This is a genomic window from Pseudomonas sp. S3E17 (genome assembly GCF_024168685.1).
Taxonomy (GTDB): Bacteria; Pseudomonadota; Gammaproteobacteria; order Pseudomonadales; family Pseudomonadaceae; genus Aquipseudomonas; species Aquipseudomonas marginalis.
Window position 1 is genome coordinate 1481757 of sequence record NZ_JALJWE010000001.1, and the last position, 22023, is coordinate 1503779.

Sequence of the window (22023 nt, forward strand, 5' to 3'; positions counted from 1 at the left end):
AGTCGACTCCTTCACAGCGCCATTTCGATCAGGCAAGGGCCACGGTCGGCCTTGGCATTGGCCAGGGCCCGTTGCAGTTCGGCATTGGTCTGGACCGTGCAGGCCGGGACCCCGTAGCCTTTGGCCAGGGCCTTCCAGTCAATACGCGGGCTGTCGAGCACGGTCAGGCGCAGGGCCTGGGGGTCCATTTCGGTCATGCCGAAACGGCGAAGTTCGTTCTGCAAAATCGCGTAGCGATGGTTGGCGGCAATCAGGATCACCACCGGCAACTGCTCGCGGGCGATGCTCCACAGGGTCTGGATGGTGTACTGGGCGCTGCCGTCGGATTGCAGGCAAAACACGCTATTGCCGCGTTCCGCCAAGGCGGCACCGAACCCCACTGGAATCCCCTGGCCGATCGCGCCACCGGTATTGGTCAATACCCGATGCCGCGCGGCGCGGGCGGAGGCGGTAAAGAAGGGGTAGCCGCAGGTGCCGCCCTCGACCGAGACAATGCTGTCGTGGGGCAATGACGCGGCCAGCACTTGGCCAATGGACTGCGGTGTCAGTTCGGCATGGCCGGGCGGCAGTTCGATCCCCTCCGGCGTCGGCACGTAGGCCGGTGCAGCCAGCGCATCGGCCAGCGCCGTCAACGCGCCGGCGACATCGTCACCGACCTCGGCCAGGCTCAGCAGGCGCTCACGCTCGGCGAGGCGCGACGGGATGCCTTCGTAGCCAAAATAACTGATGGGCTCCGGCACGCCCGCACAGATGACCAGGTCGTACTGCTCAAGGATTTCAATCGCCACTTCCGGGAAATACGGCAGGCGATCCAGGTCAGGCAAGCCACCGCCACGGTAGCTCAGGCGCGGAAAGGTCTCGGCAAACAGGCGCACGCCGGGCAGTTGCGCCAGGCGTCCCGCCGCTTCCAGGCCGGCGACCGACAGGCCCTCATCGCCGACGATAAACACCAGCCGCTTGCCGTCACGCAATGCCTGCGCCACGGTTTCGACCCGGTCACCGGCAAACCGGCGAACCGGTGCGCGCAGAGGGGCGAACACACCGTTATGGGTCACTGCGTGGGCCTGCAGGTCCATGGGCAGGATCAGGCTGGCGATCTGGCCTTTGGCCTGCCAGGCCGCACGCACGGCTTCCTGCAGATCCTCACCGATACCGGCAGCGGTGCGCGAGGTGCGCACCCAACCGGAAACGGCACCGGCCAGGGCGTGGATGTCGCTGGCCAAGGGCGGATCGTAGTTGACATGCCAGGAGGCGTGATCGCCGATGACGTTGACGATCGGCGTATTGGCCCGACGCGCGTTGTGCAGGTTGGCGATGCCATTGGCAAAGCCCGGCCCCAGGTGGGTCAGGGTCATGGCCGGCTTGCCGGCGATCCGGCCATAGCCGTCCGCAGCCCCCGTACAGACCCCTTCGAACAGCGACAACACCGGCTTGAGAGCAGGTGCGCTGGCCATGGCGGCCACCAGGGGAATCTCGGTGGTCCCGGGGTTTGCGAAGCAGTACTCGATACCGCTTGCCGCTGCCGCATTCACTATCAGTTGCGCACCATTCATTTTCAGCCCTCTTGCTTGAGCATTTGCAGTGATGAGATTTATCACATACAAATCCGCAACCAACAAGAACTTTATGCACGCTTTTCTCATTTAATGAGATTTATGAGATTTTAATGACCTCAAAAGCTAACCCGCGATTGCGTTTTTCTCTCACTGCGGTAGTGTTGCGCCAGCGCTTGGGCAACCGGGTCCCCGTGGGTACGCCACAAGCGCCCTTCCCTTTCTTTTAGGAACACAATGAGCAGCCTGAGCAAATTGCTGAGCATCCTCGACCTGTTCGGTCCGCAAATGCTGAAGATCGACCCCGACACCATTGCCGAGCGCATGGGCCTGTCACGGGCGACCGTGTACCGCTACGTCAAGGATTTGTGTGACGCCGGCCTGCTGACCCGCGTGGACGCCGGCAGCTACGGCCTGGGCCCGCGGGTCATCGAGCTGGACTGGATGATGCGCCAGTACGACCCGATCCTTCTCGCCGGGCGCGAGCTGATGCACGAGCTGTCGGCGCAAACGGGCCTGGCGGTGTTCGCCAGCGTGTTTTACGACGGGCGCATCATCAACACCTACATCGCCGAACCCACCGACACCTATCACTTCGCGTTCGGGCGCGGGCAACCGCTGCCGTTTTTCCGCGGGGCACAATCGAAGGTCTTGATCGCCTTCCAGAAAGGACGCCGCCTGCAACGCCTGTTCGACGAGCACATGGCCAACGACCCGGACAGCCCGTATGACTGGGCGGGCTTCTCCAGGGCCGCGAAAAAAATCCGCAAGGACGGCTACTGCCTGACCCACGACGAACTCAACCTGGGCCTGACCGGTATCGCTGCGCCGATCATCCAGGCGGACCTCGATGAGGTGGTCGGCAGCCTGTCGGCCGTCGGCACCACCCAGAACTTCAAGCTGCTGCGCCAGGAAACCGTGATCGAAATGGTCATGGACACCACCCGGCGGATTGCCGAAAACATGCGCAACCCGCCGAGCCACACCGTCCCCTAGGCGTCATGTTCAGAACGGCACGGCCACCGTCAACTGGCTGTACAGGTTGGTGCCGTTGCCGCCGACCTGATTGCCCCCGGTGGTCGCGTCCTGCCTGGGTGTGTACAGCCCCACCAGCGGGGTGATGATCAAGTGCGGGTTGACCGCCCACTCGGCATACACATCTAACTCACGGCCATCGAGGTTCAACGCGTTGCTTTTGCGCACGGTGGCGTAGTCGAAATACAGCGCGCCCAGGCTCAGGTTTTCCAGTGGGGTTGCCTTCAGCCCGACATGATGGATGCGGGTATTGGTGTTGAACGGCCCGGCGTAATTGCCGGCCACTTCGCCCTGGAACCAGGTGCCGTAGCCCGTGCTCTGGCCGGTGAACAGTGCATCCCAGTTCTGCGAATAGCGGGTGTAGCGATACGTCACCTTGGGCGCCCAGGCGATATCGGCGAAGGTGTAGCCCGCTTCGCCGTACCAGGCTTTTTCTGGCCCCGCGTCCTTGTCCTGCCAGGCGTACTCGAAGGCCAGGCTGACGTTGGGGATGCCCGCATCGCCCTCACCGCGCACGCTGTAGACATTCATGCCCTTGCGCTGGCGTTGAAAGTCGCTGGCCCATTGATCGTTCACGTCCAGGCCGTGCACCCAGGTCAAGCCGAGCGTCCCCGGCTGGGCGGTGTAGTCCAGGGTCGCGGCGGCCAGTTCGGTTTCGGCCTGGATACGGTTATCGGACTTGAGCCACAGCACACTGCCATGCAGGCCATCCTGCCCCCCCAGGCGCACCACCGCGGTTTGGTCGAACGCGTGCCGGGCCGCCAGGTAGTAGGCGCCCCCACGGTTCAAGGTGCCATCCGCCGGGCCCTTGCCCGGGTTCAGCCCATCGTCGTTGATCAGGAACCCTCGGCCGACCTTGACGACCTGGCGCCCGCCGGAAATATCCACGCCGTCCTGACCGAGTGCCGGGAACAGATCGCCGGAGCGCCAGCCCAGGTAGGCGTCTTCAATCTTCGTGGTGCGCTCGGTGCCGAGGCTGTTGCCACCCGGATCTCCATCGCCCCACGTGGCGGAGCTGACCAGGGCAAATGCCCCGTAGGCGCGGCCAATGCCGCCGAGTCCCTGGTCGCCACTCAAGCCATACTTGATAAAGCCTTCACGCCAACTGGAGCCGCCCGGCGTGCCATCGTAGTTCTTGCGACTGTTGAACTGACCGAACACCGCGGTCATGTCGGCGTTAAGGTGACGGCTCTCATCGCTGTACAGCTCATAAGCGTGCACCTGACTGATAGCGCCGAGCGCCAGGGTGCACACAAGCGTGCAACCGAATACGGGATGACGGGATAGATAACGCATGGCTCAAACTCCTTCTTCGACAGCCTGCTTGCGCACAAACAACAGTTGCTGCCCCGTGAACTCCAGCAGCCCCTCCAGACCGAACTCGACACCGAACCCCGACATCTTGCTGCCGCCAAACGGCGTGTTCGGCTGGATCTGGGCGTGGCAGTTGACCCACGCCACACCACTCTCCAGGCGACTGGCCAAGGCCTGGGCCTGCTCGACATCCGGCCCCCAGACCGAGCCGCCGAGGCCCATGTCACCGGCATTGGCGCGCTTCAGGACATCCTCGACATCCCGGTAGGCAATCAACGGCAACACCGGGCCGAACTGTTCTTCGTCCACCAGGCGATGGCCGTCGGTCACGTCCGCCACCAGGGTGGGTGGATAGAAAAACCCGGGATGGTCCAGACGCGCACCGCCGCACAACACCCGCGCACCGTTGGCCCGTGCGTCATCGACCAGGGCTTCCACCAGCTCCAGTTGCTCAAGGTTCTGCACCGGCCCGAAGGTGACACCGGCGTCCAGGCCGTCGCCCACGACCTGGCGCGCCGCAATGTGCGTCAGCGCGTCGGCAAAAGCCTCGTACTGCGACTCATGGATATACAGGCGCTTGAGCGCAGCACAGGTCTGGCCCATGTTGAGAAAGGCCGCCTGGAAGATCGCCTCGGCCACGGCCTCCACGGCGGTCCCCGGCAATACGATGGCGGCGTCGTTACCACCAAGTTCCAGGGTCAGGCGCTTGAGGTTGCTGGCGGCGCCGCGCATCACGCTTTGCCCGGTGGCGGTGGAACCGGTGAACACGATCTTCTGGATCCCCGGGTGCGAGGTGATCGCACTGCCGAAGCCCTGCTCGCCGGTCACGCAGTTGATGACGCCACGGGGCACATGCCGGGCAATGATCTCGGCCAGGCCCAGGGTGCTCAGCGGCGTCAGGCTCGACGGTTTGCTGATCACGCAATTGCCGGCACGCAGCGCCGGCATGATGTGCCAGACGGCGATCATGAACGGCCAGTTCCAGGGGGTGATCGACGCCACCACGCCCAAGGGTTTGCGGTGCAGCTCAATGCGCTGGGTGGGCGTTTCTTCCACCCGTTCCACCGCAATTTCCTGCCCGGCCGCGTAGCGCGTCCAGGCGGCGGCGCCCATGACCTCGGAAAAAGCCAGCTCCAGCGGCTTGCCCTGTTCCAGCACAATCAGCCGGGCCAGTGATGGGGCCTCCTGCTCGATATCGGCGGCAATCGCCAACAAACGTTCACAGCGATCAGGGTGGCTGCTGTGGCGCCAGCTCTTGAAGGCCAACTGCGCGGCGTTCACCGCCTGGTCGAGTTGCCCCAGGGAACCGGCCGGGCACTGGGCGAACACGGCCCCGGTGGCCGGGTTGATCACATCGAACCGGCCTTCTTCACCGGCCACCTGGATCCCATCGATGAGCATTTTATAGTTGTGCATTTGAAACCGTCCTTTCACACGCTGGCGCGCCATGCCGAGCAACGGCAGGCTGCGATTGTCTGGTTAGTCGAGCGATAAAAACGCGGGGGCCTTAAAGCTTGTGGCTGCCCAAGGCCAGGAAGCGTTGCGGCGAGCTGTTGCGCAGTCGCGCGGCGAGTACGATGCCGATGATCAAGGCCGCCGGAATAATTGCGCAGAGGCTGTAGGACAGCAGTTGGCTGGCGCCGGTCAGCACGTCGAAATGCACCACCGCCAACACCAGCACCATCACCAGCGCCAGGCTCGAAATACCGGGCAGGATCCGTCCACGCAGCAGCCCGACCTTAAGCTCGGGATGCCGATGAAAGTAGACGCATACCGACACCGAGGTCAGCGCCATCAACAGGATCACGCACAGCGTGGCCAGGTTGGACAGCCAGGCAAACAGTTGCAGGATGGGATCGGCATCCATCGCGGCAAATATCAGCACCACGACCGCAGCGATCAAACTCTGCAACGCCGAGCCCATATGCGGGCTCTGGTGCACGCGATGGGTGGTGCCCAACAGGCTGTGCAACAGGCCGTCGCGGCCGATGGCGTAGAAGTAACGCGCGGCGGCGTTGTGAAAGGCCAACAGCCCGGCATAAATACTGACCATGAACAGCACGCGGATGATCTGGGTCAGCTGCGGTCCGACAAAGTGGTCGGACATGCCATAGATAAAGGTGGTCGGGTCCTGCAGGGACTGCAGCAGCGGCACGATCTTATCCGCCCCCACGCCCACTACCATCGACCACACCGACAGCGCGTAGAAACCACCGATCAGCAACACCGAACAGTAGGTGGCAATCGGGATACTGCGCTTGGGGTTCCTGGCCTCTTCGCCGTAGATAGTGGTGGCCTCGAAGCCGATAAAGGCGGCGAAGCAGAACAGCAAGCCGATTGACGGCGTACCACTGAACACATGGCGGCTGCTGAACGAGTCCAGGTTGATGCCGCTGTCGCCGCCTGACTTGAGGATGGCGAAGTCCAGGACCAGGATCGCCAGGTACTCGGCGATCACCACCACCGACAGCACCCGTGCCGACAGGTCAATCTTGCGATAGCCCAGGATCGCGATGCTCACCATCGCCATCAGCGAGTAGGCCCACCAGGGCAGCACCAGGCCGAAGGCGGCTTCCATGGTGCCACTGACCACGCCACCGAACATCCCGTACAACCCGACCTGCAGGATGTTATAGGCGAACATCGCCAGCACCCCGGCCGCGCCACCGGCCAGGCCGCCCAGCCCACGGGCGGTGAACGCGTAGAAACCGCCGGCATTGGTCAGGTGGCGCGCCATGGTGGTGTAGCCCACCGAAAACGCCAGCAGCACCAGCAAGGCCAGGATCAGCAACGCCGGGGTGCCCGCACCGTTGCCCAGCATGATGCCGATCGGGAAACCGCCGGCGATCACACTGAGCGGGCTTGCCGCCGATATCACGAAGAAGATGATGAAGCCCACACCCAGGGCACCACGCTTGAGCTCCGTAGAGCTGTTGACCGGGATAGATACACTCATGTTGTTGACCTTATTGTATGAGGCAGTCGCTTTTGGGTTGGCCCGACCACATCGCATCGGCACCGGTTAGCGTTTTGTTTTAGTTGCGCGCTGAATTTGATCCTATGCCCGCCCTGGAACGGCTCGCTATCCCAAATCGGTAGCATCCAAAGCCCCGCCCCAAAACAGGTCGGGGTCGCCCGATCCCTCCTAGCGCTGTTGCCGATTTGGGATAGCCGCCCGGCCTGTCATGCCCGCACCCTAGCCTCACCCGTGCTATGCGCGGATGCCGGCAACAAGAATAAGAACGTGCCCATCACCGCCAACGCCTCCGTAGGAAGCCCCAGCCATGCGTCCAGCCCATCTCACCCTCCAATGGCGTATCACCCTGCTGAGCGGACTTTGCCTGCTGGCAGTCGTGGGCGCGCTGATTGGCGCCAGCGCCTACCAGAATCAAACCAGTGCAAAGCTGCTCAAGGAGCAGAGCAGCACGTTGCTGACACACGCCGCGCTGGAACGCTTGCAGGCCCAGGCCGTGGCTCATGGCCAACAGGTGGAGCGTTTTTTCAATGAAACCGCGCTGTATGGCGAAGGGTTCGCCCAGCAGGTTCTGCAACTGCGCGAGCAAACCCTCAATGGACGCCTGACGGTCGTGCAATTGCGTCAAGCCCTGGTCGGCATCGCCCGAGAAGCCCTCAGGCAGCGCGAAAAAGTCCTCGGCCTGTACGTGATCATGCTGCCCGATGCCCTGGCCGGCAGCGACGCCGACTGGCGCGACCAACGCGCCCTGGCCGCGAATGAAACCGGGCGCTTTGCGCTGTACTGGTCCCAGAGCCAGCCGGGGCAACTGGTGCAGGAGGTGTTGAGCGAGGCACAAATCGCCGCCAACACTGCGCCCCCCGGCAGCGCACCGGCAAACGCCTGGTACGCCTGCCCTCAGGCGCAACGACAGGTGTGTGTGGTCGAGCCATACACCATCGAAGTGGAAGGCCACAAAGCCCTGATGAGCAGCATTTCCATCCCCCTGATCGTCGACGGTAACGTGCTCGGCGTGGTGGGCATGGACATCAGCCTCGACACCTTGCAGAAACTGGCCGCCAACCTCAGCCAGGACCTCTACCAGGGCGACAGCCAGGTCACCCTGGTGTCGGCTTCGGGTCAAGTGGCGGGACGCAGCGGCGATGTCGCGGGGGAAACCCTGGACATCCGCCAAGCCGTGCAAACGGCAGCGGGCACTCCAGCCTGGCAACTGCAGATCAAGGTCCCGCAGGCACGGGTGCAGGCGTCCGCCCGGCAGATGCAGAGCGAACTGGACGACAAAAGCCGTGAGTCCAACTGGCTCAACCTTGGCCTGGGCATCCTGGCCAGCAGCCTGGGGATGCTGCTGATCTGGCTGGCGGCCTACGGCGTGACTCGCCCATTGCTGAAGATGGCCGAGCTGCTCGATGCCATTGTCGAGGGCGACGGGGACCTGACCCAGCGCCTGCCCGTCGGGCGACGCGACGAGCTGGGCCGCCTGGCCAATGGTTTCAACCGTTTCCTCGACACCTTGCAGCCGATTATTCGTGCCATCCAGACCGCGTCCCTGGATACCCGCGACAGCGCCGACACCTCGTCCGGCATTGCCCGCGAAGTCAGCACCGGCATGCAGCGCCAATACCGCGAAGTGGAGCTGGCCGCCACCGCGCTGCACGAAATGAGCGCCAGTGCCCAGGAAGTGGCCCGTCACTCCCACAGCGCCGCCGACGCTGCCACCGCCGCCGAAAACGCGAGCCGCTCAGGCCAGGCGGTGTTCTCCACCGCCGAACGCAGCATCGAGGCCCTCGACCAACGCCTGGAAACCACCCTCCAGCAAGTCAACGCCCTGGCCGACAGCAGCAACCAGATCGGTCAGGTACTGGACGTGATCAGCGCCATCGCGCAACAGACCAACCTGCTGGCGTTGAATGCGGCCATCGAAGCGGCCCGTGCAGGCGAGCAGGGTCGCGGTTTTGCGGTGGTGGCCGATGAAGTCAGGCACCTGGCCAGCAACACCCAGAGTTCGGTCGAACAGGTGCGTACAGTGATCGAAACGTTGCAACAGCTGAGCCAGGCGGTGGTACACAGCACCCAACTGAGCCGCGAGCAAGCCGGCGGCAGCGTACTCCAGGTGCAACAGACCCGAGTGGCGCTGGGGCATATTTCCCAGGCCGTGGATGTGATCGAACAGATGAATCAGCAGATCGCCAGTGCGGCCCTGGAGCAGAGCAGCGTGGTGGACGATATCAGCCATCGCGTCAGCGACATCCGCGGTATCAGCGAAACACTCGCCGGGCGCATGCACGAGGCGTCGCAGGCCAGTGACGCATTGCATCAGATGGCCAATCACCAACAACAGCTGGTCGGGCATTTCCGCGTGTAATGGGCGTGCCGCCTGACTGAGCTGCGGTGGCCGCCTTTCAACTCTCCAACATTGAGTTCCCCCATGATTTATCCACGCCGCTGGCTGATCCTCGGGATTATTTCCAGCGGGGCCTACTCGGCAGGCGTGGTCATTCCAGCCCGGTTGACCCTTCGACAGCCTTGACCACGCGCTGCTGGTCAGGCTGAGCAGGCAGACACCGCCGCCCACGCCTTAAAGCTTGTGGCTGCCCAAGGCCAGGAACCGCTGCGGCGACGCCTTGCGCAGCCGCGCCGCGAGGAATACACCGCCCAGCAACGCCAGGGGAATGATCGCGCAGAGGCCGTAGGACAGCAGTTGGCTGGCACCGGTCAGCACATCGAAATGCACCACCGCCAGCACCAGCACGGCCACGAGCGCCAGGCACGAGAAACCGGGGAGGATCTGCCCACGCCAGAGCCCGACCTTGAGCTGCGGATGGCGCCGGAAGAACACCAGCACCGCGGCCGAGGTCAGCGCCATCAGCAGGATCACGCACAGTGTGGCCAGGTTGGACAGCCAGGCAAACAGCTGCAGGATCGGATCGGCATCCAGCGCCGCGAAAATCAACACCACCACGGCCGAGATCAGGCTCTGCAAGGCCGAGCCCATATGCGGGCTCTGGTGCACCCGATGGGTGGTGCCCAACTGGCTGTGCAACAAGCCGTCACGGCCGATGGCGTAGAAGTAACGGGCGGCGGCGTTGTGAAAGGCCAGCAGGCCGGCATAGATGCTGACCATGAACAGCACGCGGATAACCTGGGTCAGCTGCGGGCCGACAAAATGGTCGGACATGCCATAGATAAACGTAGTCGGGTCCTGCAAGGCCTGCAGCATCGGCACGATCTTGTCCGCGCCCACGCCCACCACCATCGACCAGACCGACAACGCGTAGAAACCGCCGATTAGCAACACCGAGCAGTAGGTCGCAATCGGAATGGTGCGCTGCGGGTCCCGGGCTTCTTCACCGTAGATGGTGGTGGCCTCGAAGCCGATAAAGGCGGCGAAGCAGAACAGCAGGCCGATTGACGGCGTGCCGCTGAACACATGGCGGCTACTGAACGAATCCAGGTTGATGCCGCTGTCGCCACCGGACTTGAGCATGGCGAAATCCAGGACCAGGATCGCCAGGTACTCGGCGATCACCATCACCGACAATACCCGCGCGGACAGGTCGATCTTGCGATACCCCAGGATCGCGATGCTTGCCATCGCCATCAGCGAATAGGACCACCACGGCAGCACCAGGCCGAAGGCGGCTTCCATGGTGCCGCTGACCACCCCGCCGAACATGCCGTACAAGCCGACCTGCAGGATGTTATAGGCAAACATCGCCAGCACCCCGGCCGCGCCACCGGCCAGGCCGCCCAGCCCACGGGCGGTGAACGCGTAGAAACCGCCGGCATTGGTCAGGTGGCGCGCCATGGTGGTGTAGCCCACCGAGAACGCCAGCAGCACCAACAAGGCCAGGATCAGCAACGCCGGGGTGCCCGCACCGTTACCCAGCATGATGCCGATGGGAAAGCCGCCGGCGATCACACTCAGCGGGCTTGCCGCCGATACCACGAAGAAGATGATAAAGCCCACACCCAGGGCGCCACGCTTGAGCTCCGTGGAGCTGTTGATCGAGTTGGATACACTCATGCTGTTGACCTTATTGTATGAGGCAGTCGCTGTAGGATCGGTGCAGCCGGCTGTCGACCGGGTACCGAATAGCTTGTCGTTGTTGTTGCACGCTGGCATCGATCCTATGCCTGCCCTACAGCGTGCCGGTATCCCAAATCGGTAACGCAAGCGCCCACGGCGAAACACCTGCACATCCCGAGCGGACGACGCAGGCTGATTCAGATCTTGCTAAAGGCTTGGGTTCAGGCTCGCACGTTGCCGGTAATGGCGGCGCGGGTCGTGTGGGACGGCAACTGCGCGAACAGTTCCTGGTACTCCGCGGCAAAATGGCTCAGGTGGTAGAAACCCCACTGGGCGGCGGCGTCCCCAATCGACAGCTCGGATGCCCGGGTAGACATCAAGGTTCGGCGTACGCCGTTGAGCCTCACTGAGCGCAGGTAATTCAGCGGTGTGGTCTCGGCGACCGAGCGGAAGCTGTTCTGCACCGTGCGCCGACTCACCTGGAGACGCTGGCACAAATCGATCACGCTGGGCACGTTGATCATTTCGGTCGTGGCCAGGCGATGGCATTTCTCGACGATAAAGCTGCGCGTGGAACTGGGGCTGCGCTGCTGCTTGTCACAGGCCGGGTCGGTCATCAGTTGCAGCAGCTCGCCGAGCATGGCCTGTTCCAGCGCCGACTCACGCTCGCGCGTGTAGTCGAGGTCATCGTTTACCAGGGCCTCGGAGAACAATGCCAGCAATCGACGCCGGGCCTGGGCAAAACGCTGGGGAGACACCTTTATCACCGGTTGGCGCAGCAACCGATTGAGTTCTTTCGCCGACGCCGTCTGTTCCAGCGCCTCTTCGAACAATTCACGCTCAAAGGTAATGGACAAAAGCTCCATGCCCATCGGCATATGGAACATGAACTCCTCGCCACCGTGGAGGAAGAACAGGCTGCTGTCATCCACCTCGCGGCCCTGCATGCGAACCGAGCCGGGCACATTGATCGGCACCGCAAAACACATCTTGTCGCGAGGCGCCACGCCGTTCTGCACCACACGCTGGTTGATCTGCTCGAGGAACAGGTGGCAACCGGTCGTCGTCAGTTGCATCAGCGAACTCTCGGCCGAACCGGCGGTGAGCTGGCTGTAGTCCTGGCTCCACTGCTGGATGGTGGCTGCGTGGACGTGGATATCGCGGAAATGGCTGATCGTCTGGTTTTTCATTGGGGGGTGTGCCTCTACCAACATTCTTGTTTTTAGATCGCCGATGCCTTTGATACTCGCACATCGGTCACATCCTGCAAATTGTTTATGCGCTGGATTGCCCGCGTCTCATGTGCCGATTCGGGCTACCGGCCGGGAACCCGCGGCGGAGATGATCGGCACACTTAAATCGACATTCCAGAGAGACCGTCATGAGTGAAGCCAACTTTCAAGCCCTGCACTTCGCGGATGCCCCGCACATTGTCTCCGGCACACTGCCCGGCCCCAAGACCCTCGAGGCCCTGGCGCTGTCGGCGCGCACCGAGTCGATGGCACGCGGCGGCGGCCGCATGCCGGTGGCCATGGACCGCGCCTTCGGTGCGACCTTCAAAGACCCCGACGGCAACACCTACATCGACCTGTCTGCCGGCGTGGGCGTCAGCAGCGTCGGCCGCTGCCACCCCAAAGTGGTGCAGGCGATTCGCGAACAGTCCGAAGTGCTGATGCACGCCCTGGAAATCAACAGCACACGGCGCACCGAGTTGGCGGCCAAGCTCTCCGAGATCGCCCCCGATGGCTTGCGTGGCGACTGCGTGACCTTCTTCACCCAGAGCGGCAGCGATGCGCTGGAGGCCGCGATCAAGTTTGCCCGGCGCATTACCGGACGCCACCAGATCATCGCCTTCCATGGCGGCTACCACGGCGTGTGGCATGCCTCGGGCGCGCTGACCACCGGCACGGCCTACCGCAAGGGCTTCGGTGCCCAGATGGGGGGCGTAATCCACGCGCCCTACCCGTACGCCTACCGTTTCCCCTTCGACACCACCCACAAAAGCGCCGAGCAGATCGCCGGCGAGTACATCGACTACCTGTTGAACACCCCCTACACCGCCGCCGATGACGTGGCAGCCGTGATCGTGGAGCCGGTGCAGGGCGAAGGCGGCTACGTGCCACCCTCGCCGGAATTCCTGCAATTGCTGCGCCAGGCCTGCGACCGCAGCGGCACATTGCTGATTGTCGATGAAGTGCAATCCGGCGCAGGACGCACCGGCAAGATGTGGGCGGTCGAACATTCCGGCGTGAAGCCCGACATGCTCACCTTCGGCAAGGGCATCGGCAGCGACCTGCCCATGGCCGGCCTGATCATGCGCTCGGACCTGGCGGCCAAGATTCCCGACGGCTCGATGCCCAACACCTTTGCCGCCAACTCGTTGTCGGCGGCCGTGGCGTTGACCAACATCAGCATCCTGCAGGATCCACAACTCGACCTGCTCAACCGCGCCCACACGTTGGGGCTGGAAGCCCAGGCGCATATTCGCGGCTTCAACAGCCCGCTGGTCGGCGAAGTGCGCGGGCGCGGCCTGATGATCGGTATCGAACTGGTCGAGGATCCGCTCACCAAGGCGCCCCTGGCGGGCGAAAAGATCGGCCAGTTGATGGGCTACCTGCTCAACCACGGCGTGCTGATGATCCCCTGCGGCCGCTACAGCAACGTGATGCGCGTGATGCCCTCGCTGACGATCTCCCGCGAACTGTTCTTCAAGGCCCTGGACATCTTCGGCGACGCCCTGGCGTCCCTCAAGGCGTGAGCCTGCCCACTACTCGAGGACCGCAACATGACTGAGCACTTGAATCATTTCATCGAAGGTACGCCCTGCGAAGCCTTCGACCGCCGCCGTTTCGACCTGGTCAACCCCGTGACCGAGCAGGCGTATGGCAGCTCCGCCCGTGGCACCCGCGAAGACGTGGAACGTGCCGTGGCGGCGGCACGCCACCAACTGGAAAGGGGCGGCTGGAGCCAACTTGGCGGCGCCCAGCGTGGCCGACTGTTGGCGAAACTGGCCGACCTGGTCGAGCGCGACAGCGAACTGCTGGCCGATCTGGACGCCAATGCCATCGGCCGCTCGCCCATCGAACCGCGCCGGATGGACCTGCCCAACGCGATCGCCAACCTGCGCGCCGCCGCCGGCTGGGCCAATCAGCTCGAAGGTCGCACCATTCCCACCGGCGGTTACTTCGGCACCAAAACCCTGTCGTACACGGTGCGCGAGCCCGTCGGCGTAGTCGGTGCCATCGTGCCCTGGAACTCGCCGCTGATGATCACCGTGTGGAAGCTCGCCGCGTTGCTGGCGGCGGGCTGTACCGTGGTGGTCAAGCCTTCGGAGGAAACCCCGCAGTCGGCCCTGCACCTGGCGCTGCTGGCGCAGGAAGCCGGCTTCCCGGACGGCGTGATCAACGTGGTCACCGGCTACGGCAACGAAGTCGGTCGCGCCCTGTGCGAGCACCCGGATGTGGCCAAGATCAGCTTCACCGGCAGCCCCGAGGCCGGGCGTGAAATCCAGCGCACGGCCGGCGTGCTGTTCAAGCGCGTGGCCCTGGAACTGGGCGGCAAGAGCCCACAGATTGTGTTTGACGATGCGTCCTTCGACGATGCCCTGCGCGGCTGTGCACTCGGCCTGTTCGCCAACCAGGGCCAGGTGTGTGCCGCCGGCTCGCGGATCCTGGTGCAGCGCAGCCTCGCCGAGCGTTTCGGCGCCGCGCTGGCCGAGGCCGCACACGCAGTGAACGTCGGCGACCCGCGCGAGCCCGGGGTACAGATGGGCCCGGTGGCCAAGAAAGCCCAGTTCGATCGCGTCAACCGCTACATCCAGCGGGGCATCGACCAGGGGGCAACCCTGCTGGCCGGCGGCGTCTCGACGCCCGAGCAAGGCTGGTTCGTGCGCCCGACGATCTTCGCCAACGCCCGCAACGACATGGACATCGCCCGGGACGAGATTTTCGGGCCGGTCGGCACGCTGATCACGTTCGACAGCGAAGACGAAGCGATCGCCCTCGCCAACGACAGCACCTACGGCCTGGCGGCCACGGTCTGGACCGGCGACCTGGCCAGGGCGCACCGTGTGGCGGCGGCGGTAAAGGCCGGCGCCGTCGGTATCAACTGCTGGAGCCCGCTGGACGCCAACCTGCCTTGGGGCGGCGTCAAGACCAGCGGTATCGGCCGTGAAGGCGGGTTCAGCGGCGCGCTGGCCTACACCGAGGAGAAAGTCATCACCGTGCTGCTGCCGGCCTGAGCACACGCGCTGTCCTGACCGAGCCACCCTCCAACGTCGAGGGTGGCCATTCCACCGTGCATCGCTCCCTGGAGAGCTTGATATGAACCCAATGGATCAACCGACAATCGATCGCTACCCGACGTCCCTGCGCCTGTTGCACTGGCTGCGCGCCGTACTGGTGCTGGGCCTGCTCTGGGCAGGCTGGCATATGACCGGCATGAATGATGAGGTGGCGAGCAAATTCGAGCTCTATTACCCGTGGCACAAGTCCTTCGGGGTGTTGACGTTCCTGGTGGTGCTGACTCAGCTCGCCGTGCGCTTTCGTACCCCCAGGCTGCCGCAGCCGCTGGAAACCCTGGCCGGGTATGAACGCTTCCTGTCACGCCTGACGCAACGCGTCATGTATGTCCTGCTGGTGATCGTGCCGCTGATGGGTTACTCCATGTCGAGCACCTTTACGATGAGCGACGGGGTGTTCTTTTTCGGGGTCAACCTGCCGGAGCTGTTGCCGAAGAATGACGATTGGTTCGTGGTGTTCCAGTGGCTGCACAAAGTCCTCGCCTACACACTGCTGGTGCTGATCGTGCTGCATGTCGCAGGCGCCCTCAAGCACCGCTTATACGACCGCGATCCGCGCAACGACGTGCTGCGCCGGATGCTCTGAATGAATGGTGCAGGCAAGGGACATGAAATAACCCCGGCAGGCAGCGTGGCGGGGTCGTCTTCAGCAATCCATGCGCCTGGCCGGCCCCTAGGCCCGCGCCCCGATCAACACCAGCACCCCACCCCACTGCGTCACCCTGATCGGCAAGCTTTGCTCCAAGGCCTCCAGGGTCTGGCGCGCATCATCCAGCGGGAACCGGCCACTCACGCGCAGCTGCGCCACCGCGGCATCCAGGCGCACGATGCCCTTGCGGTAGGGCCGGATCGCTTCCACCACGCTGGCCAGCGTCTGGTTGCGCACCACCAGCCAGCCGTCGAGCCAGGCGGTTTCGGTGGCGGCCATGGGCACTTGGGTGAGGATGCGCTGGTGGTCGAACAGCGTGCTCTGGTGCATGGCCACTCGTTGCTGGGCACCGCCGTCGAAGTGCAGCACCGCATCGGCATCCAGGGTGACCAGGCGCATCGCGCCGTCCTGTTCACTCAGCATCAGGCGGCCCGTGGTGGCACTGATATGGGCGGCGCGGGTCTTGACCTGCAGCGGACGCAGCAGGTTCACCAGCATTTCGCCGGTGCGCAGTTCAAGACTGTGCGCGTCCCCGGCCAGCGTCGAGACCACCTCGCTGCGGGCATTGAGCTTGAGGGTGCTGCCATCGGCCAGTTGCCAGGTGCGACGCTCGGCGGTGCCGGTGGCGTATGTCTGCCCCGCGTCTTCAAAACGCCAGCCCCACCCCGCGCCCGCCGCCAATCCCAGCGCACACAGGCTGGTACGCAGGAATGCGCGACGGCTGTTGGGTTGCTCCAGGCTACGCAGCAACTGCGCGCTGGAGCGCCCGCGCCAGGGTGAGGCCTTGAGCTGATCGAGGCCGGCGAGCAGTTGCGCGTATACCTGGCGATGATGGGCCGAGGTGCCCCGCCATTCATCCAGCGCCTGCTGCTGGGCGGGGCTGAAGTCGCCGGACTGGATCTGCACCAGCCAGCCGATGGCCTCCTCGGCCACCGGGTCGTTCAAAGGCTGTTTGCTCACTCGCTCAACCCCAGGTAACAGGCGCGCAGGGCCTGGGTCATCAATTGGTGGATGCGCCCCAGGGACAGGCCCAGGCGTTCACTGATCTGCGTGTAGGTCATGCCGTCCAACTGGCTGTGCACGAACACCGCCTTGGCTTGCCCCGACAGGCCGTCCAGCAGCCGGTCGATGGCCAACAGGCTCTCGATCAGAATCAGTTGTTCCTGGGGCGATGGGTGCACGTGTTCGGGCACGTCGGCCAGGATCTGCAAGTAGGCTTTTTCCAGGTCGCGTCGGCGCCAGCTCTCGTACATCAGGCGCTGGGCGATGGTGGTCAGCAGCGCGCGCGGTTCGCGAATGGCCGTGGGGTCGGGCAGCATCCACACCTTGAGGAAGGTCTCGGCGGCGATGTCCTCGGCGCTATGGCTGCAACCGGTGCGGTACGACAAACGCGCACACAACCAGCTGTAGTGCTGCTGGAAAATCTGGCCGATAAGGCGGGTCTTGAGCAAAGCATTCGGGTCCATAGGTCCATAATCTTCATGGACTGCACACGCCAGCGGACAAGTGGTGGTGGGCCTGTCGGTTTGAGGTAGACCTGCGTCCGGGCAGGTGAGTCCAGTTTGCCCCAGTGGGCATCACCAGATAAAAGAATAAAAAAAGCCATCAAGCTGCATTTTTTGCATAACCTTCGGCGCTTTTACGGACACGCCAAAGCACCGCCTGCGACTGTCGCAGGCGGTACGGCGCGTGGCTCAGTGCGTGGCCAGTTGCGCCTCGCTGCGTTCCTGTTCGCGCAATGGGCGTACCAGCCAGGTGACCACCACGGTCAGCACCAGCAGGATCACGGCCAGCGCCCAGAGCACACCATGGAAGGCGCTGTCATAGCCGCCGATAAACAGGCTGTGCACCGTCGCCGCTTGCTCCGCGCCCAGGGTTTGCAGGGACCCGGTGAGGTTGCCGGCGGCGACGTCGTCGATCCAGCGTTGCAGGGTCGCCGGGTCGGGCGCCAGGCGGCTCAGCGTGCCGCGCAACTGGCTGTCGAGCAAGGTCGCCAGCAGCGAGCCATACAAGGCCACCGCAATCGCTTCACTGCCCAGGCGGAAGGTGTTGAGCAGGCCCGCCGCCATCCCGGCCTTTTGCTCCGGCACGGTCTTGAGCGCCAGGCCATCCACCAGCCCGGCCGACAGGCCCATGCCGATGCCCACCAGCAACAGCGGCACTGCCAGTTGCCACAGCGCCACACCGACCTGGCTGACCAGCGCCAACGCCACCACACCGACCAGCAACGCAATCAGGCTGGCCTTGAGAATGCCGATCGCCGACACCCCGCGTGCCGCCCACTTGCCCGCCAGGATCGGGCAAAACAGCATCGGCACCGTCAGCAGCAACATCGCCAGGCCCGCATGGGTTGCGCTCAATTGCAACACGCCGAACAGATAGCTCGGCAGGTACGTGAGCAAGGTCACAAAACCGAACGACGCCGCCACGGTGACCAGCGCCAGGCCGACGAAGGGCCCGCGCGCCAGCAGCGACAGGTCGAGCATCGGCTGCAGGTGGCGACGCTCCTGCCAGGTAAACACCGCCAACAGCACCACGGCGACCGCCACCAGGCCGAGTACACCGCGGCTGGTCCAGCCCCATTGCGAGCCCTGCACAATCGCCACCATCAGCGCCAGCAATGCCAGCACAAACAGCGTCGCCCCCGGCACATCGAAGCGCGCGGTGCGCTCAGCCAACACGCCATCGCGGGTAATCAACGGGCTGCCCAGCAGCACGATCACCAGGGTCACCCCATGGGCCCAGAAAATCGCGCGCCAGCCGACGCTGTCCAGCAGCAGGCCGGACAAGGTCGGGCCCAGGCTCACGCCCAGGCCGGCAACGGTGCCGAACAGGGCAAACGCACGCAGCCGCGCCGGGCCGCTGAAGTGGGTGGACAAAATCGCGATGCCGCAGGAAAAGATCGCCGCCGCGCCAATGCCCGCCAGCCCCCGCGCCGCGTCCAGCAGCCAGGCGCTCTCGGCCACGGCGGACAGCACCGAGGCCACCACGTACAGCGAAGCGCCGGCGACAAAACAGCGTTTGCGCCCGAGCCGATCCGCCAGCGCGCCCCACGCCAGGGTGAAGCAGGCGAACGCCAGGTTGAACGCATTGACCACCCATTGCAGGCTGGTCAACGGCGCCTGGATGTCGGCGCCGATGGCCGGCAACGCAAGTGCCGTACCCGAGATGGAACTGGGCACGACGAAGATCGCCAGCAGGATGATGGTCAGTAGAGCCGTATCGGCAAAGGTCGTTTTCATGGGTCCTTCCAAGGTCAGGTTGAAGTGAAGCCGTGCACCGGCAAGCGGGCAGGACGGCGCAGGATGATGCCGTCGACCCAGGGCACCTGGTCCGCCGGCACCGCCAGGCGCAGGTTCGGGAAGCGCTGCACGAGAATCTGCAGCACCGTGGTGATTTCCAGGCGCGCCAGGGCGGCGCCCATGCAGTTGTGCATGCCGTAGCCGAACTGCAAATGCCGCGCGCCCTTGCGGTCCAGGCGGATCGCCAGGGGCTCGGGGAACGCCGCCGGATCACGGTTGGCGGCAAACGCATCGGCGTAAATGATGCTGCCTGCGGGAATCAGCCCCCACGGCCCTTCCAAGTCGACGCTGGCCAGGCGCGGGAAGGTCGAGATGGTGCCCAGGGGAATCAGGCGCAGCAGCTCCTCGACCGCCTCCGGGATCAGCCCCGGATCGTCGACCAATTGCTGCCACAGCTCGGGGGCCGCCAACAGGGTGTACACCGATTTGGTCAGCACCGTGAGGATGTTCTGGTCGCCGCCGATCAATACCCCCAGGAGGATGCCCACCAGCTCCTTGTCGTTGAGCGGCGGCTCGCTGTCGGCACGGGTCGCGACGAAGCGCTGGATCAGCCCATCGGGATCGGTGGGCCGCGCACCGGTGACCAGGTCCGTCAGGTAGTTGTACACGCCCCAGAACTGGTTCAGCAGTTCCGGCACATCAGCGTCCGACGCCACCTGCACGGTGTGGCTGAGGGGCCGGTAATACTCACGGTCACTCAAGGGGATGCCGAGCAACTGGCAATCCACGGTGGCGGGGATGTGGTCAAGCACCTGGGCAAACAGATCGGCACCGGGCGCCTGGCGTTGCAGTACATCGAGGCGTTCATGGGTGGCGTGTTCCACCTTGTCGCGCAGCAACGCCACGCCACTGGGGCTGAAGTCCCGGGCCACCACCTTGCGCAGGCGACCATGGTCGGGGATGTCGTTGTTGAGCAGCAGTTCAGGCGGCGTGATGGTCGGCAAAAAGCTCGCGCCGTCTTCTTCGTTGCACGGCGCGCGTATCGCGCGGTTATCCAGCAGCAACGCCTGCACGTGTTCGTAACGGGTCAGGTGAAAGGCCAGGTGACCGCTGGGCAGCAGAATCCTCGGCAGGCCATTGGCGGGGCTGGCAGGTTGATAGGCCGGCGGTGCATCCAACTGCGGGATGCGCGCCACGGTGACCTCGGGTCTGGCGATCACGGCGATATTCATCAGGCAGGCTCCATGGCAGGTTGCAACAGGCTGACACCGGTGAGGCGCTGCAGCTGGGCGAGCGCCTGGTGGTTGTCGATGAAGTGCAGCACTTGCCAGCCAAGCGCGTCGGCGGCTTCGATGTTTTCCGCGACGTCGTCGATCAACAGGCTGTGCTGCGGTGCGACGCCCGAGCGCGCAGTCGCCACCTGGAAGAACGCCGGCTCCGGCTTGCGGCTGCGCTCCTGGCTGGAATCGACAATCAGGTCCACCACCTCATCCAGGCCCACCATCGCCCGCCAATGCCGCTCCCACTCCACCACGTTGTTGGTAAGGATGCCGACGCGAAAACCGGCACGCTTCAGCGCGCGCACGGCGGCCACCAGCGGCGCATTGGCCGGCACCCCGGCGAACCATTGCGCGCCGAAGGTGTGCAGGTGAGCGCGGGATAAATCGACCTGCGGGTCACGGCGGCGCAGGGCCTGCGCCAGGCGCTCGCCCCACTCGCGCTCGGTGAGCAAGGCACTCTCCACCGGCGCGAGCATGGGCACGCCCAACTCATCGGCCACATCGCCCATGGCCTGTTGCAGCACGTGCGGGGCCAGCCCGGTCTTGACCTGGTATTGCTCGAACAGCGCCGGAATCGGCGGCGACAGCACCCCACCGAAATCGAACCAGATAAATTGCAGGTCGCTCATCGCACACCTCCCGCCACCAGGGCCAAGGGTTGGCTGGCGACCAGCGGCAGCAACTCGAGCTCAGCGGTGGCAATCACCGCGCCGCCCTGCTCGACCTCCAGCGCCAGGGTGATGCGACCGTGTTCGTCACGGGCCAGGGAGGTCAGGTCCGCACGGACCCGGGTTGGCAAACCAAACTCACCGAAGCGGGTAAACACCACATGGCAGCGGGATAACAGCAACTGCTCGGGGCCGACCTGCAACTGCCGGTCCGCCGCCACCAGCGCCACTTGGCGGAAGCCTTCGAGCAACAGCATGCCGGGGATATGGTCGAGGGGGTGGTCGAAGATCGCCGGGTTGTTCAGGTCGACGATCAGCGGCGCCACCAGCGTCGCGGCGCCCTGCTCCAGTTCACGGCCGAGCACCACATTGTTCAGCCAGTGACGCCCTACGGCGGATGGACTCAAGGGTGGCGGCAACTGTGCCAATGGGTCGGCGTTGGCGGGAATCGCCGCCAGGCCACGGGCACGCATCTTGTTCCAGGCCGCGCCGCTCATCCAGCGAATGCTCATGCGTTCGTGGCGTGCAGCCACTTCGCCATTGATGCTCAGGGACATGTTCAGGGTCACGCCACTGCGCTCGCCGTGGCGCAGGTATTCATCCACCACGTAGACATCGATCTCGGCGGATGCCGGACGATCCCCCACCACCAATAAACTCCGGTCGGTCACGCGGGTCACACTGTCCAGGTAGATAAACTTGTCCTGGGCGCTGACGTCGAGGAACGCATGGGAGATATAAATCGACGCCTGGCGGAATACTTCCAGCAATAACAGCATGTCGTAGTGTGCGGCGCGGTGGGTATGTTCACTGAAGTAACTGTGGGTACGCGGTAGTTGAGCGCTGCAGCGAAAGTGTCCTTCCTTTACCAGTTCCGCGCCGGTCAGGAACACTTCGCTGACGGCGGCACGGTGCACCATGCTGCGCGGCACGGTGTTTTCGCAGCGAATAGCCAGGGCTTCAGACATAGCAATCTCCTCC

Annotated in this window: 17 protein-coding genes; 5 read left to right on the forward strand and 12 right to left on the reverse strand. The window is 64.3% G+C overall.

Features of this window, described 5'->3' with window-relative positions:
- Positions 1 to 11: 11 nt before the first annotated feature.
- Positions 12 to 1553 (reverse strand): acetolactate synthase large subunit, encoded by a 1542-nt coding sequence (locus tag J3D60_RS06290; protein WP_253490468.1) that lies wholly within the window; start codon positions 1551 to 1553, stop codon positions 12 to 14.
- A gap of 237 nt (positions 1554 to 1790) precedes the next feature.
- Between J3D60_RS06290 and J3D60_RS06295 the strand changes: the two genes are divergently transcribed.
- Entirely contained in the window at positions 1791 to 2549 is a 759-nt protein-coding gene (locus tag J3D60_RS06295) for an IclR family transcriptional regulator (RefSeq protein WP_253490469.1), read from the forward strand.
- Positions 2550 to 2558: 9 nt separating this feature from the next.
- Here J3D60_RS06295 and J3D60_RS06300 read toward each other — a convergent pair whose 3' ends face one another.
- From J3D60_RS06300 to J3D60_RS06310, 3 genes are all read right to left on the reverse strand, one after another.
- The gene (locus J3D60_RS06300) at positions 2559 to 3884 is read right to left on the reverse strand and encodes an alginate export family protein (RefSeq protein ID WP_253490471.1); all 1326 of its coding nucleotides are present in this window, start codon (positions 3882 to 3884) and stop codon (positions 2559 to 2561) included.
- A gap of 3 nt (positions 3885 to 3887) precedes the next feature.
- Positions 3888 to 5318, reverse strand: coding sequence for an aldehyde dehydrogenase family protein (locus J3D60_RS06305; RefSeq protein ID WP_253490472.1), 1431 nt, complete (start codon positions 5316 to 5318; stop codon positions 3888 to 3890).
- Between the two features lie 91 nt (positions 5319 to 5409).
- Positions 5410 to 6858, reverse strand: a complete 1449-nt coding sequence (locus J3D60_RS06310) for an APC family permease (protein ID WP_253490474.1) — start codon at positions 6856 to 6858, stop codon at positions 5410 to 5412.
- Positions 6859 to 7186: 328 nt separating this feature from the next.
- Here J3D60_RS06310 and J3D60_RS06315 point away from each other — a divergent pair, with 328 nt between their 5' ends.
- Positions 7187 to 9238, forward strand: a complete 2052-nt coding sequence (locus J3D60_RS06315; protein ID WP_253490475.1) for a methyl-accepting chemotaxis protein — start codon at positions 7187 to 7189, stop codon at positions 9236 to 9238.
- A 213-nt stretch (positions 9239 to 9451) separates the two neighbouring features.
- On the opposite strand, the gene J3D60_RS06320 is transcribed toward J3D60_RS06315, so the two are convergent.
- Positions 9452 to 10900, reverse strand: a complete 1449-nt coding sequence (locus tag J3D60_RS06320; RefSeq protein WP_065941650.1) for an APC family permease — start codon at positions 10898 to 10900, stop codon at positions 9452 to 9454.
- A gap of 224 nt (positions 10901 to 11124) precedes the next feature.
- Complete coding sequence (locus J3D60_RS06325) at positions 11125 to 12093, reverse strand: helix-turn-helix domain-containing protein (RefSeq protein WP_065927427.1); 969 nt, start codon at positions 12091 to 12093, stop codon at positions 11125 to 11127.
- 191 nt (positions 12094 to 12284) lie between these two features.
- On the opposite strand from J3D60_RS06325, the gene J3D60_RS06330 reads away from it, so the two are divergent.
- From J3D60_RS06330 to J3D60_RS06340, 3 genes are all read left to right on the forward strand, one after another.
- Complete coding sequence (locus tag J3D60_RS06330; protein ID WP_065941651.1) at positions 12285 to 13661, forward strand: aspartate aminotransferase family protein; 1377 nt, start codon at positions 12285 to 12287, stop codon at positions 13659 to 13661.
- A gap of 27 nt (positions 13662 to 13688) precedes the next feature.
- Positions 13689 to 15143, forward strand: a complete 1455-nt coding sequence (locus J3D60_RS06335; RefSeq protein ID WP_253490476.1) for an aldehyde dehydrogenase — start codon at positions 13689 to 13691, stop codon at positions 15141 to 15143.
- Between the two features lie 82 nt (positions 15144 to 15225).
- Positions 15226 to 15789 carry a cytochrome b gene (locus J3D60_RS06340; protein WP_253490477.1) on the forward strand — a complete coding sequence of 188 codons (564 nt, stop codon included), beginning with the start codon at positions 15226 to 15228 and terminating at the stop codon, positions 15787 to 15789.
- Between the two features lie 87 nt (positions 15790 to 15876).
- On the opposite strand, the gene J3D60_RS06345 is transcribed toward J3D60_RS06340, so the two are convergent.
- From J3D60_RS06345 to J3D60_RS06370, 6 genes are all read right to left on the reverse strand, one after another.
- Entirely contained in the window at positions 15877 to 16812 is a 936-nt protein-coding gene (locus J3D60_RS06345; RefSeq protein WP_065927405.1) for a FecR domain-containing protein, read from the reverse strand.
- Positions 16809 to 17318: a sigma-70 family RNA polymerase sigma factor gene (locus J3D60_RS06350; protein ID WP_065927404.1), complete on the reverse strand. Its 510-nt coding sequence runs from the start codon at positions 17316 to 17318 to the stop codon at positions 16809 to 16811. The genes J3D60_RS06345 and J3D60_RS06350 overlap by 4 nt, the downstream gene beginning before the upstream one ends.
- 228 nt (positions 17319 to 17546) lie before the next feature.
- The gene (locus J3D60_RS06355; protein ID WP_115487387.1) at positions 17547 to 19094 is read right to left on the reverse strand and encodes an MFS transporter; all 1548 of its coding nucleotides are present in this window, start codon (positions 19092 to 19094) and stop codon (positions 17547 to 17549) included.
- Positions 19095 to 19108: 14 nt separating this feature from the next.
- Positions 19109 to 20326, reverse strand: a complete 1218-nt coding sequence (locus tag J3D60_RS06360) for a cytochrome P450 (RefSeq protein ID WP_092484620.1) — start codon at positions 20324 to 20326, stop codon at positions 19109 to 19111.
- A complete protein-coding gene (locus tag J3D60_RS06365; protein WP_253490478.1) occupies positions 20326 to 21003 on the reverse strand; it encodes an HAD family phosphatase in 678 nt (225 codons plus the stop codon). Before J3D60_RS06365 ends, J3D60_RS06360 begins: the two co-directional genes overlap by 1 nt.
- Positions 21000 to 22010: a ScbA/BarX family gamma-butyrolactone biosynthesis protein gene (locus tag J3D60_RS06370; RefSeq protein WP_065941657.1), complete on the reverse strand. Its 1011-nt coding sequence runs from the start codon at positions 22008 to 22010 to the stop codon at positions 21000 to 21002. Before J3D60_RS06370 ends, J3D60_RS06365 begins: the two co-directional genes overlap by 4 nt.
- Between the last annotated feature and the right edge of the window lie 13 nt (positions 22011 to 22023).